We start from the raw sequence: 13509 nt of genomic DNA on the forward strand, positions 1-13509 counted from the left end.
CGCCTGTGGATGGATCGAGCCTGTGGATAACTCATCCACGGAGGGCCCGAGTTGTCAACGAGTTGCGCACAGGGGTTCTCCACAGGGTCGGGGGTGGTCCGACCTGCTGATACAGGGGTTGTCCACACAATCCACAGGACCTACTGGTACTGCTGTCTTTTTCTCTTCTCCAGAAGAAGAAAAGAAAAGAAATAGGGGAGCTGTGGATCTGGGGACAAGCGCCGCTCGGAGCGGTGCGGGCACCGACCGCCCGGGATGACGGCGGGGCGGGCCACGCTCTACGGTTGGGCCCTACAGCGTGGACAGCTCGACGGACCCGGCTCGCACGACACGGTGCGCGGTGCGGGTCGTCGGGCCTGGAAAGGACTCCCATGAAGATCCGCGTCGAGCGCGACGGCCTCGCCGACGCCGTCGCCTGGGTCGCCCGCAGCCTCCCCTCCCGGCCCCCGGTTCCGGTGCTGGGTGGGGTCCTGCTGGACGCCGGGTCCACCGACGGCTCCGAGGGGCTCACCGTCTCCGGGTTCGACTACGAGGTCTCGGCGACGGTCGGCGTTCCGGCCACGGTCGCCGACGGCGGTCGGACCCTGGTCTCCGGCAGGCTGCTCGCCGACATCACCAAGTCGCTGCCCGCGCAGCCGGTGGAGATCTCCGTCGACGGTTCCCGGGTGGCGATCGCGTGCGGCAGCGCCAAGTTCAGCCTGCCGACCATGCCGGTCGAGGACTACCCGCAGCTTCCCGCGATGCCGCAGCACGCCGGTGAGCTGGCCGGTGAGGTCTTCGGCCAGGCCGTCAGCCAGGTCGCGGTGGCGGCGGGCAAGGACGACACCCTGCCGATGCTGACCGGGGTCCGGGTGGAGATCACCGGGGAGAAGCTGACCCTGGTCGCCACCGACCGCTTCCGGCTGGCCATGCGCGAGTTCGAGTGGAAGCCCTCCGGTGACGTCGAGGACGCCGCGGTGCTGGTGCCCGCCCGCACGCTCGCCGACGCGGCCAAGGCGCTGGGCAGCGCCGGGCGCTCGGTGGAGCTGGCGCTGTCGCCGACCGACGGGCTGCTGGGCCTGTCCGGCTCCGGCCGCCGCACCACCAGCCGCCTGCTCGACGCGGAGTTCCCGCGCTACCGGCAACTGCTGCCGTCGGAGCAGACCTCCAGCGCGATCATCGGGGTCGCACCGCTGGTCGAGGCGATCAAACGCGTGTCGCTGGTCGCCGACCGTGGTACCCAGGTGCGGCTGGAGTTCGCCGACGGCGTGCTCCGGTTGTCCGCGGGTGGCGACGACGAGGGGAGCGCCGAGGAGGAACTGCCGGTGGAGTTCACCGGCGAGCCGGTGATGATCGCGTTCAACCCCGGCTACCTCCAGGACGGGTTGGCCGCACTGCACGCCGACCGCGCCGAGCTGTCGTTCACCACTCCGAACCGACCCGCGCTGATCAAGCCCGTCAACGCCGACGGCGAGGTCACCCCCGGCTATCTCTACCTGTTGATGCCGGTGCGCTTGCCGGGCTGATCCCCGGCACCCCCTTGACGGAGAGGAACTCAATCGTGCAGCTCGGACTCGTCGGCCTGGGCAAGATGGGCTTCAACATGCGCGAGCGGTTGCGCGCAGCGGGCCACGACGTGGTCGGTTACGACCGCAACCCGGACGTGAGCGACTCGGAGTCGCTGGCCGACCTGGTCGGCAAGCTCGATGCGCCGCGGGTCGTGTGGGTCATGGTGCCCTCGGGTGAGCCGACCAGGGCGACCGTCGCCGACCTCGGCGACCTGCTCAGCGAGGGCGACCTGGTCATCGACGGCGGCAACTCCCGCTACACCGACGACCGGGGCAACGCGGACCTGCTGGCCACCAAGGGTGTCGGCTACCTCGACTGCGGTGTGTCCGGCGGGGTGTGGGGCAAGGAGAACGGCTACGGCCTGATGGTCGGCGGCGACGCCGAGCTGGTCGAGCGGGCGATGCCGATCTTCGACGCGCTGCGCCCGGAGGGCCCGCGCGACGAGGGCTTCGCGCACGCGGGCAAGGTCGGCGCCGGGCACTACGCGAAGATGGTGCACAACGGCATCGAGTATGGCCTGATGCAGGCCTACGCCGAGGGCTACGAGCTGCTCGACGCCGCCGACGAGGTCACCGACGTCCCGGCCGTGCTCAAGGCGTGGACCCGCGGCACCGTGGTCCGGTCGTGGCTGCTCGACCTGCTGGTCAAGGCGCTCGACGAGGACCCGGGCCTGTCCGAGCTGACCGGGTACGTCGAGGACTCCGGCGAGGGCAGGTGGACCGTCGAGGAGGCGATCAACCACTCGGTGCCCGCGCCGGTCATCTCCGCGGCGCTGTTCGCCCGGTTCGCCTCGCGGCAGGCCGACTCGCCCGCCATGAAGGCCGTGTCGGCGCTGCGCAACCAGTTCGGCGGGCACGCGGTGCACAAGGCGGGTCCGACCTCCGGGTCCGGCGAAACCAAGTAGTGCACGTCCGGCACTTGCAGGTCGCCGACTTCCGCTCCTGGGAGCAGGCCGACCTGGAGCTGGAGCCGGGGCCGTCGGTGCTGGTCGGGCGCAACGGCCAGGGCAAGACGAACCTGGTGGAGGCGATCGGGTACGTCGCCACGCTCGGCTCGCACCGGGTCGCCTCGGACGCGCCGCTGGTCCGCATCGGCGCGTCCCGGGCGATCATCCGGACCGCGGTGGTCAACGACGGCCGGGAGTTGACCGTCGAGCTGGAGATCACCCCGGGCAAGGCGAACCGGGCCAGGGTCAACCGCGGCCCGGTCCCGCGCCCGCGCGACGTGCTGGGCATCCTGCGCACGGTGCTGTTCGCGCCGGAGGACTTGGCGCTCGTCCGGGGCGACCCGGGGGAGCGCCGCCGGTTCCTGGACGACCTGCTGGTGCTGCGGGCGCCCCGGTACGCGGGGGTGCGCTCGGACTACGACCGGGTGCTGCGCCAGCGCAACGCGCTGCTCAAGAGCGCCGCCGCGAACCGGCGGGCCCGGCGCAGCGACCCGGACGCGCTGGTCACCCTGGACGTGTGGAGCGGGCACCTGGCCGCGCACGGGGCCGCGCTGCTCTCGGCCCGGCTGGACCTGGTGGCGGACCTGGGGCCGCGGGTGGCCGCCGCGTACGCGGGGGTGGCCCCGGAGTCGCGCCCGGCGCACATCGCCTACCGCTCGAAGATCGAGGACGCGCTGCCCGCCGGGTACGGCAGGCCGGACGGGGAGCGCGCCGATCCCGAGGTGGTCGCCGAGGTGCTGCTGGCGGAGATGGTGCGGCGGCGGGACAACGAGCTGGAGCGCGGGGTGAGCCTGGTCGGGCCGCACCGCGACGAGCTGGACCTGGTGCTGGGGGAGTCGCCCGCGAAGGGCTACGCCAGCCACGGCGAGTCGTGGTCGTTCGCGCTGGCGCTGCGGTTGGCTTCGTACGAGCTGCTGCGCGCCGACGGCAGCGAACCGGTGCTGGTGCTCGACGATGTGTTCGCCGAGCTGGACCGGCGCAGGCGGCAGCGGCTCGCCGAGGTGGCCGTGGGGGCCGAGCAGGTCCTGGTGACCGCCGCGGTGGCGGAGGACGTGCCCAGGGAGCTGACCGGGGCGCGGTACACGGTGGTGGACGGGACGGTGGAACGTGACTGAGGACGACCTCTTCGGGGGTGCGCTGACCCCGTCGCAGCCGGTGACAGAACGTGACGTCCCTCGACGCACATCTGGGGATAAACCTGTGGATAGTGTGGACAACTCGGTCCACCGCCCACCATCTGGAGTATCAGACCGACCGTCGGGCGCCGATCAATCCACACCCCCCGGTGGAAAACTCGGCAATTCATCCACAGGCACGCCCGTGGGCGACGGGAGTCCGACTGCGGAGAGTAGTGGCTCCGGGGCCGCGGAGGGCGGCGCCGTGCTCAGGGGACCAGATCTTGCCAGAGCCGCCCTGGAGGCCGCACGGCAGGTCGCCCGGGCCAAGCCCCAGCGGCGGACTGTTCCACGTGGAACAGCGGGCGGGGGCTCGCGCGCCCGGCGCCGGTGGTCCGGCGCGGGGGCCGACGACCGCGACCCGCAGCCGCTGGGCAGGCTCGCGTCCCGGGTCGCGGCCGAGCGGAACTGGCACGAGAATCTCGCCGGTGGGCAGGTCTTCGGCCGGTGGACGCAGTTGGTCGGCTCCGAGGTCGCCGAGCACGCCAAGCCGATCACGCTGCGGGACGGCGAGCTGACCGTGCAGGCCGAGTCGACGGCCTGGGCCACCCAGTTGCGGCTGTTGCAGCGCCAACTGCTGGTCAAGATCGCCGCCGGGGTCGGCCCGAACGTGGTGCGCAGGCTCAAGGTGCAGGGCCCGTCCGCGCCGAGTTGGCGGTTCGGCACCCGGCACGTCTCGGGGCGCGGACCCCGGGACACCTACGGCTGAACCTCGCGCCCCGAACCTGCCCTACCGGCGGCCGGACACGCGCCCGTTCCGTCCGATCGCTCTGTGAGCAAACCAGGGGTGTCCTTGGCCCCGTTCTGTGGGACCGCACCGGTACTATGTCGGGAGAGGTGTGACGGGCCCCGGCCGGACAGGCGGGAGCACGCACCGCCGTCGCAGTCGATCCGACGCACGAGGAGACACCGGGCACGTGGCAGCAGACAAGCAGGAGAACTCGTACGGCGCCGGTTCCATCGGCGTGCTCAAGGGGCTTGAGGCGGTCCGGCTGCGCCCCGGCATGTACATCGGTTCCACCGGCGAGCGCGGACTGCACCACCTGATCTGGGAGATCGTGGACAACTCCGTCGACGAGGCGATGGCGGGGCACGCCACCAGGGTCGAGGTCACCCTGCTCGCCGACGGCGGCGTCCGGGTGGTCGACGACGGCCGCGGCATCCCGGTCGACGAGCACCCGGAGGAGAAGCGGTCCGCGCTGGAGGTCGTCATGACCGTCCTGCACGCGGGCGGCAAGTTCGACGGTGAGAGCTACGCGGTCTCCGGTGGTCTGCACGGCGTCGGCATCTCGGTGGTGAACGCGCTGTCGACCCGACTGGAAGCGGAGATCAAGCGCGACGGGTACGTCTGGACGCAGACCTACCGCGACTCCAAGCCGGTCAGCCCGGTCGCCAGGGGCGAGGAGACCGCCGAGACCGGCACCACGATCACCTTCTGGGCCGACGACACCATCTTCGAGACCACCGAGTACAACACCGAGACGGTCGCGCGCCGCCTCCAGGAGACCGCGTTCCTCAACAAGGGCCTGACCATCGTGCTGCGCGACGAGCGGGTCGCCGACGCCGAGGCGGAGGCCGACGCCGACGGGGTGCCCGCGAAGATCAAGGAGCGCGTCTACCACTACCCGGGTGGGCTCGAGGACTTCGTCAAGCACATCAACCACAGCCGCGAGGCCATCCACAAGACCGTCATCGCGTTCGAGGCCGAGGACAAGGAGCGCCACGTCCAGGTCGAGGTGGCGATGCAGTGGAACACCGGCTACAGCGAGTCGGTCTACACCTACGCCAACATCATCAACACCCCCGAGGGCGGCACCCACGAGGAGGGCTTCCGCGCCGCGCTGACCCGGGTGGTCAACGTGTACGCGCGCGAGAAGAAGCTGCTCAAGGAGAAGGACACCAACCTCAGCGGCGACGACGTGCGCGAGGGCCTGGCCGCGATCGTGTCGGTGAAGCTGGCCGAGCCGCAGTTCGAGGGCCAGACCAAGCAGAAGCTGGGCAACACCGAGGTCAAGACGTTCGTGCAGCAGACCTGCAACGAGTGGCTGGCCGACTGGTTCGAGCGCAACCCGGCCGACGCGAAGACGATCGTCAGCAAGGCGGTGTCGTCGTCGCAGGCGCGGATCGCCGCGCGCAAGGCCCGCGAGCTGGTGCGCCGCAAGGGCGCGCTGGACATCGGCGGTCTGCCCGGCAAGCTCAAGGACTGCCGCTCCACCAACCCGGAGGAGTGCGAGCTCTACATCGTCGAGGGCGACTCGGCGGGCGGCTCGGCCAAGGAGGGGCGGGACTCGCTGTACCAGGCGATCCTGCCGATCCGGGGCAAGATCATCAACGTGGAGAAGGCCCGGCTGGACCGGGTGCTCAAGAACACCGAGGTGCAGAGCCTCATCACCGCCCTGGGCACCGGCATCCAGGAGGACTTCGACGTCGCCAAGCTGCGCTACCACAAGATCGTGCTGATGGCCGACGCCGACGTCGACGGCAAGCACATCACCACGCTGCTGCTGACGCTGCTGTTCCGGTTCATGCGCGGGCTCATCGAACACGGGCACGTGTACCTGGCCCAGCCGCCGCTGTACAAGATCAAGTGGCAGCGGACCGACCCGGAGTACGCCTACACCGACCGCGAGCGGGACGGGATCCTCCAGGCAGGCCTGGGCTCCGGCAAGAAGATCAACAAGGAAGACGGCATCCAGCGCTACAAGGGCCTCGGCGAGATGAACGCCGAGGAGCTGTGGGAGACCACCATGGACCCGGCCAACCGGCTGCTGCGCCAGGTCACCCTCGATGACGCCGCCCAGGCCGACGAGCTGTTCAGCGTGCTCATGGGCGAGGACGTCGAAGCCCGCCGGTCGTTCATCACGCGCAACGCCAAGGACGTGCGGTTCCTTGACGTCTGATCCTCTTCCCCCATTGGAACTCAACTGCCTGGTCTGCAACGGCACGGGCAAGGTTCGCGGAAACGTCTGTCCTCGCTGCGGCGGAACAGGCACTGCGCAACTGCTGTCTGAAAGGAACATCCGGTCGTGACCGAAACCCTGCCGCCGCCTGGCGATCGCATCGAGCCAGTCGACATCCAGCAGGAGATGCAGAGCTCCTACATCGACTACGCCATGAGCGTCATCGTGAGCCGGGCGCTGCCCGACGTGCGCGACGGCCTCAAGCCGGTGCACCGGCGGGTGCTGTACTCGATGTTCGACACCGGTCTGCGCCCCGACCGCAGCTACGTGAAGTGCTCCCGCGTCGTCGGCGACGTGATGGGCAACTACCACCCGCACGGCGACACCTCGATCTACGACACCCTGGTCCGCCTGGCCCAGCCGTGGTCGATGCGCTACCCGCTGGTGGACGGCCAGGGCAACTTCGGCTCCCCGGGCAACGACCCCGCCGCCGCCATGCGCTACTGCGTGGTGGCCGACACCCGGGTCAAGCTGGCCGACGGGTCCACCCCGCGGATCGGCGACCTGGTGCCCGACGCGGTGCCGAACTCCGACAACGAGGTCGACCTCAAGGTCCTCGACCGCAACGGCGACCCGGTCCGCGCGGACGCGCTGTTCCACTCCGGTGAGCACCCCACGCTGACCCTGCGCACCGCCGAGGGCTTCGAGCTGACCGGCACCCGCAACCACCCGGTGCTGGCGCTGGTGTCGGTCGAGGGCGTGCCGACGCTGCTGTGGAAGCTGCTGGAGGAGATCGAGCCGGGTGACCGGGTCGCCGTGCAGCGGGTGCCGATCGACGACGTCGACCAGCCGACCGCGCGCGCGCAGGCCAACGCCCTCGGTGCCGCGGCCCGGTTCATCAAGCACCCCACCGACGCCGACCGCGCCCCCGAGCACGTCTGGCGCGGCGGCCCGGTGCTCAAGCGGGTGTTCCTGCGCCTGCTGCTCACCGCGGGCGGGACCGTCTTCACCGACGACGGCACCATCCGGCTCACCTACTCCGCCCCGAGCGCGGGCCTGGTGTCGGACGTGCAGCGGATGCTGCTGGAGTTCGGCGTGCTGTCGCGGCTGAGCACCAGCGAGGGCGTGCCCGCGCTGCACGTCGTCGGCCACCACGACGTGAGCCTGCTCGCCGCCAGGGTCGGGCTGCGCTCGGTCGCGCACGACGAGCTGGTGCACGCGCTGGCCGAGGCCCCGGTGGAGGCGGCCGACCCGCTGGCGGGCATCGACGACCCGGAGGTGCGGGCCGCCGCCGAACCGCTGGTCGACGGCCGGTTCCACTACGCCGAGGTCACCGCCGTCGCCGACGCCGGGGTGCAGCCGGTGTTCAGCCTGCGGGTCGACACCGAGGACCACGCGTTCGTCACCGACGGGTTCATCAGCCACAACACCGAGGCCCGGCTGATGCCGCTGGCCATGGAGATGCTGCGCGACATCGGCGAGGACACCGTCGACTTCGCGCCGAACTACGACGGCAAGACCGAGGAACCGCTGGTCCTGCCGTCGCGCATCCCGAACCTGCTGGTCAACGGCGGTTCCGGGATCGCGGTCGGGATGGCGACGAACCTGCCGCCGCACAACCTGCGCGAGGTCGCCGACGGCGTGGTCTGGGCGCTGGACAACCCCGACGCCGACGACGACCAGCTCCTCGCCGCGCTGCTCACCCGGATCAAGGGCCCGGACTTCCCGACCAGGGGCCTGATCCTGGGCACCGGCGGCATCGAGGACGCCTACCGGACCGGCCGCGGCTCGGTGCGGATGCGCTCGGTGGTCGAGGTCGAGGAGGACGCCAAGGGGCGCACCATCCTCGTGGTCACCGAGCTGCCGTTCCAGGTCAACCCGGACAACCTGATCGAGAACATCGCGCAGCTCGTGCGCGACGGCAAGATCACCGGCATCTCCGACGTGGCCGACGAGTCCAACCGGCGCATCGGGATGCGCATCGTGATCGGGCTCAAGCGCGACGCGGTGGCCAAGGTCGTGCTGAACAACCTGTTCAAGCACACCCAGCTCCAGCACAACTTCGGCGTCAACATGCTGGCCCTGGTCGACCAGGTGCCGCGCACGCTGCGGCTGGACCAGATCATCCGGCACTACGTCAACCACCAGCTCGAGGTCATCGTCCGGCGCACCCGCTACCGGCTGCGCAAGGCCGAGGAGCGCGCGCACATCCTGCGCGGCTACGCCAAGGCCCTCGACGCCCTCGACGAGGTCATCGCGCTCATCCGCCGCTCGCCCTCGGCAGACGAGGCGCGCAGCGGCCTGATGGCGCTGCTCTCGGTCGACGAGATCCAGGCGACCGCGATCCTGGAACTCCAGCTCCGCCGCCTGGCCGCCCTGGAGCGCCAGCGCATCATCGACGAGCTGGGCGAGATCGAGCGCTACATCGGCGAGTTGAACGAAATCCTGGCCAGCGAGCAGCGGCAGCGCGAGATCGTCCGCGACGAGCTCAAGGAGATCGCCGAGAAGTACGGCGACGACCGGCGCACCAAGATCATCCCGTTCGACGGCGAGGTCTCCATCGAGGACCTGATCGCCGTCGAGGACGTGGTCGTCACCATCACCCGCACCGGCTACGCCAAGCGCACCAAGACCGACCTGTACCGGGCGCAGAAGCGCGGCGGCAAGGGCGTGCAGGGCGCGGCGCTCAAGCAGGACGACATCGTGGCGCACTTCTTCGTGTGCTCCACCCACGACTGGATCCTGTTCTTCACCAACAAGGGCCGGGTCTACCGGGCCAAGGCCTACGAGCTGCCCGAGGCCAACCGGGCCGCGCGCGGGCAGCACGTGGCCAACCTGCTCGCCTTCCAGCCCGACGAGCAGATCGCCCAGGTCATCCAGATCAAGGACTACACCGTCTCGCCCTACCTGGTGCTCGCCACCCGCGACGGCCTGGTCAAGAAGTCCAAGCTGTCGGACTTCGACAGCAACCGCGCGGGCGGCCTGATCGGCATCAACCTGCGCGAGGACGACGAACTGGTCGGCGCCGTGCTGTGCTCGGCCGACGACGACCTGCTGCTGGTCTCCGCCGGTGGGCAGTCCATCCGCTTCCACGCCAGCGACGAGGCGCTGCGCCCGATGGGCCGGGCCACCTCCGGCGTGCAGGGCATGCGCTTCAACGCAGGCGACGAACTGCTCGCCCTCGGCGTGGTCAAGGACGACACGTTCGTCCTGGTCGCCACCGACGGCGGGTACGCCAAGCGCACCCCCATGGAGGACTACTCCGTGCAGGGCCGCGGCGGCAAGGGCGTGCTCACCATCCAGCACGACAGCAGGCGCGGCAGGCTGGTCGGCGCGGTCATCGTCGAGCTGGAGGACGAGCTGTACGCGATCACCTCCTCCGGCGGGGTGATCCGGACGACCGCGGCGGAAGTGCGCAAGGCGGGCAGGCAGACCAAGGGCGTCCGGTTGATGAACCTGGGCGAAGGGACCACCCTGGTGGCCATCGCCCGCAGCGCCGAGGAGACCGCGGCGGCCGTCGAGACGGTGGAGGCCGTCGCCGACGCCATCGAGGCCGGGGAACCGACCCCGGCCACCGGGACGCCCGCCGAGGTCGTCGCGGCCGAGCACGCGTCGGTCGAGGAGACCGGCTCCACCGACGAACCGACCGCCGAGTAAGACCCGCAGACGAAGGCAGTAGGGAACCCGCTCGTGACACCAGCCGAGAAGCCGGACACCACCGCAGCCGAATCGGAGCGGACGTCGATCATCACCGACGCCACCGCGGCGGGCGCCACCGCGCCCGCCGCGGCCGCCCCGGCGGGTGACCCCCAGCCCGCGGACGCGGACACCACCGTGCAGACACCGAAACCCGCGGGCGAACCCGGCGTCGACAACCACACCCCACCACCGTGGGCCAGGGTCACCGCCGACGCCCAAGCCGAAGCCAGGGGCGACGCCACCCAGGCCCTGCCCCCGGTCGGCAACGGCAACACCCCCGCCGCCCACGGCTCCGCCCCGTACAGCGCCGATCCCCACAGCCCCGACTCCTACGGCGCCGACTCCGAACCCACGATCAACGTCCCGCGCCCCGTCGTCACCGGCACCGCGGCGGGCAGGCTCTTCGGCACCAGCACCGACGACGACCGCTCCGCGGCCCCCCCGGCCATCGGCGGCACCCCCACCGCCACCGGCGCCTCCAGCACACCCCCCAGCGCCCTGCGCAGGCCCGGCCGCGGCCCCCGCCGGGCCAACCTCCAGGTCAAGCGCTTCGACCCGTGGTCGGTGCTCAAGCTCTCCCTGGTCCTGGGCGTCTCCCTGTTCTTCGTCTGGCTCGTCGCCGTCGGCGTCCTCTACGCCGTCCTCGACGGCATGGGCGTCTGGGACAAGGTCAACGGCATCTCCAGCGAACTCCTCAACGCCTCCGAGGGCTCCAGCGGCGACCCGCTGATCAGCGCCGGACGCGTCTTCGGCATCGCCGCGATCATCGGCGCCATCAACATCGTGCTGTTCAGCGCCCTGGCGACGGTCGGCGCGTTCGTCTACAACGTGTCCGCCGACCTGGCCGGCGGGCTCGAGGTCACCCTCGCCGAGCGCGAGTAGGGGATACCGATTTGGGGTCGCGCAGGAGGATGCGGTAATCTTCCTGCGTTCCCACAGGGGCCTATAGCTCAGGCGGTTAGAGCGCTTCGCTGATAACGAAGAGGTCGGAGGTTCAAGTCCTCCTAGGCCCACGGACGGACTCGGGCGACCCATGCTCGCGGAAAGCGCGAGCCGGGTCGTCCGTTGTCGTTCTGGGGGGCGACCCCCCAGACCCCCACGGTGCGGTTGGTTGCTGAACCAGCGTGGTTGGCGGCTTTGCCGCCGTTTGGGGCTTGAGGGAGCTTCGCTCGCCTTGCGGCCTCGCCTTGCGGCCTCGCCTTGCGGCCTCGCCTTGCGGCCTCGCCTTGCGGCCTCGCCTTGCGGCCTCGCCTTGCGGCCTCGCCTTGCGGCCTCGCCTTGCGGCCTCGCCTTGCGGCCTCGCCTTGCGGCCTCGCCTTGCGGCCTCGCCTTGCGGCCTTCTTCCTCTCCTCTGCCTTCTGTTCTCCTCCTTGCTGTCTGCTTCTCCTCTCTTGCTGCGTGTCCTCCCTCCCTCCCCCCTCCCTCCTTCGCTTGCTCGCTCCCGCTTGCTCCTTCCCTCCCGCGCACCTTCCGCTCCCTCCCTCTGCTTGCTTGTGGCTGCTCTCTTCGTTCGCTCGGTCCTCCCGCCCGTTCCTCCCGTTCTCCTTCTCCTCTGGTTCGCTTCTCTGGCTGGTTGTTGGCTTCTGGGCGCTCCCTCTTCGTGGGGGTGGGGGGTGTGGCAGGATGTGGGGGGCGTCTCGGGGGTTTCTGGGGCGTTGGTGTTGTGTTGGTGTTGTGTAGTGCCTTAAGGAGGCATCGGACGTGAAGAAGCTCCTCGCGCTTGCTGCGGTTGCGGGTGGTGTGCTCTTTGTCGTTCGTCGCAAGAGTGCGGCGAAGGCTGAGGCCGACCTGTGGCGCGAGGCCACTGCTCCGGCCGCGAACAACGGCACGAAGAAGGCCTGAACGTACTTCCGGTCGGCACGGGGTACCGTGTCGGCCTGAGGGGATGTAGCTCAATTGGCAGAGCACTGCCTTTGCAAGGCAGGGGTTAGGGGTTCGATTCCCCTCATCTCCACGTGAACGAGGTCGGCCCGCGGTGCGGGCCGACCTCGCTGGCGTTCGGGAGGTCCGTGGTGGTGCGCGGGGTGTCGGGGCGGGTCGCGGGGCTGGGGCGGTCGGCGACGGTGTCGCTGTTCGACGTCGTGGGGGAGTTGCGGGCGGCCGGGCGGTCCATTGTGGATGTCAGTGGGGGGCAGCCGGACTTCGCCACCGGGGAGCACGTGGTGGCGGCGGCGGTGGCGGCGCTGCACGAGGGGTTCACGCACTACACGGCCAGCCGCGGGCTGCCCGAGCTGCGCGAGTTGGTGTCGGCGAAGTTGTTGGCGGACAACGGGATCGCGGTTCCGCCCGGCGACGTCGTGATCACGCCGTCGGCGAAGCACGGGTTGTACGCGGCGCTGCTGACCCTGGTGGACCCGGGGGACGAGGTGGTGGTGCCCACGCCGAGCTGGGTCAGCTACCAGGCGATGGCGCGGCTGGTGGGTGGCGTCCCCGTCGAGGCGGAACTGAGTGGTGCCAACGGGTTCCGGTTGACGCGGGAGGTGTTGGAAGGCGCTGTTTCGGGGCGGACCAAGGCGGTTCTGGTCAACACGCCCAACAACCCGACCGGGCGGGCGCTGGACGCGGAGGAGGCCGGGGTGCTCGCCGAGTTCGCGGTGGCGCACGACCTCTACGTCGTGGCGGACGAGATCTACGAGGCGGTGCTGTTCGACGGGCGGCGGCACCTCAGCGTGGCCGCGCTGCCGGGGTGCGCCGAGCGGACGCTGACGGTGAACGGGTTCTCCAAGAGCCACGCGATGACCGGGTGGCGGCTGGGGTGGGTGGCCGGGCCGGGCGAGGTCATGGCCGAGCTGGTGAAGGTGCAGGAGCACACAGTGAGCTGCGCGGGGTCGTTCGTGCAGCGCGGCGGGATCGCGGCGCTGAGCGGGCCCGGGGAGTACGTCGCGGGGATGGTGGAGTCCTACGACCGGCGGCGGCGGGTGGTGGTCGACGGGCTCAACGCGCTGCCCGGGGTGTCCTGCGCCCTGCCGGAGGGGACCTTCTACGCGTTCGCCGACGTCTCCGGGGCCGGGAAGGGCGGCTCGGTCGAGTTCGCGGAGTGGGCGCTGCGGAGCGCGGGGGTCGCCGTCACCCCGGGGGTGGCGTTCGGGGCGGGCGGGGAGGGGTACGTGCGGCTGTCGTTCGCGGCGCCGGTGGAGGTGGTCCGCGAAGCGCTGGCGCGGTTGGCGCGGGCGCTGGGCTGAGGTTCCACGTGGAACCACACGGCGGGTGACTGGGTCCGAACCAAAACCACCCGCCCGGG

The 13509-nt window shown here is 70.7% G+C and carries 9 protein-coding genes and 2 tRNA genes; all 11 read left to right on the forward strand.

The window, feature by feature from the left end; genetic code table 11:
- Window positions 1-371: 371 nt before the first annotated feature.
- The 11 genes from dnaN (at window position 372) to L6E12_RS23145 (ending at window position 13450) form a co-directional block, all read left to right on the forward strand.
- Entirely contained in the window at window positions 372-1505 is a 1134-nt protein-coding gene (dnaN, locus tag L6E12_RS23095; protein ID WP_236230023.1) for a DNA polymerase III subunit beta, read from the forward strand.
- Window positions 1506-1537: 32 nt separating this feature from the next.
- A complete protein-coding gene (gnd, locus tag L6E12_RS23100) occupies window positions 1538-2452 on the forward strand; it encodes a phosphogluconate dehydrogenase (NAD(+)-dependent, decarboxylating) (RefSeq protein ID WP_236230043.1) in 915 nt (304 codons plus the stop codon).
- Window positions 2452-3609 (forward strand): DNA replication/repair protein RecF, encoded by a 1158-nt coding sequence (recF, locus tag L6E12_RS23105; RefSeq protein ID WP_236230024.1) that lies wholly within the window; start codon window positions 2452-2454, stop codon window positions 3607-3609. Before gnd ends, recF begins: the two co-directional genes overlap by 1 nt.
- Window positions 3610-3814: 205 nt before the next feature.
- Window positions 3815-4378 (forward strand): DciA family protein, encoded by a 564-nt coding sequence (locus tag L6E12_RS23110; protein WP_374201932.1) that lies wholly within the window; start codon window positions 3815-3817, stop codon window positions 4376-4378.
- A gap of 208 nt (window positions 4379-4586) precedes the next feature.
- On the forward strand, window positions 4587-6569 hold the full coding sequence (gyrB, locus tag L6E12_RS23115) for a DNA topoisomerase (ATP-hydrolyzing) subunit B (RefSeq protein WP_236230026.1): 1983 nt from the start codon (window positions 4587-4589) through the stop codon (window positions 6567-6569).
- A 126-nt stretch (window positions 6570-6695) separates the two neighbouring features.
- Window positions 6696-10226, forward strand: coding sequence for a DNA gyrase subunit A (gene gyrA, locus L6E12_RS23120; RefSeq protein WP_308075137.1), 3531 nt, complete (start codon window positions 6696-6698; stop codon window positions 10224-10226).
- A 177-nt stretch (window positions 10227-10403) separates the two neighbouring features.
- Window positions 10404-11150: a DUF3566 domain-containing protein gene (locus tag L6E12_RS23125; protein WP_374201933.1), complete on the forward strand. Its 747-nt coding sequence runs from the start codon at window positions 10404-10406 to the stop codon at window positions 11148-11150.
- A 57-nt stretch (window positions 11151-11207) separates the two neighbouring features.
- Window positions 11208-11281, forward strand: a tRNA-Ile gene (locus tag L6E12_RS23130).
- A 688-nt stretch (window positions 11282-11969) separates the two neighbouring features.
- On the forward strand, window positions 11970-12110 hold the full coding sequence (locus tag L6E12_RS23135) for a DLW-39 family protein (RefSeq protein WP_110080690.1): 141 nt from the start codon (window positions 11970-11972) through the stop codon (window positions 12108-12110).
- Between the two features lie 39 nt (window positions 12111-12149).
- A tRNA-Ala gene (locus L6E12_RS23140) sits at window positions 12150-12222 on the forward strand.
- 1 nt (window position 12223) lies between these two features.
- Entirely contained in the window at window positions 12224-13450 is a 1227-nt protein-coding gene (locus L6E12_RS23145; protein WP_236230028.1) for a pyridoxal phosphate-dependent aminotransferase, read from the forward strand.
- Window positions 13451-13509 lie beyond the last annotated feature (59 nt).

The sequence above is a fragment of the Actinokineospora sp. PR83 genome (genome assembly GCF_021056305.1).
In the GTDB taxonomy this organism is placed as follows: domain Bacteria; phylum Actinomycetota; class Actinomycetes; order Mycobacteriales; family Pseudonocardiaceae; genus Actinokineospora; species Actinokineospora spheciospongiae.

Bases quoted from the DNA above. Each gene is read 5' to 3' on its own strand.
- dnaN (WP_236230023.1), top strand. From the start codon at position 372: ATGAAGATCCGCGTCGAGCGCGACGGCCTCGCCGACGCCGTCGCCTGG.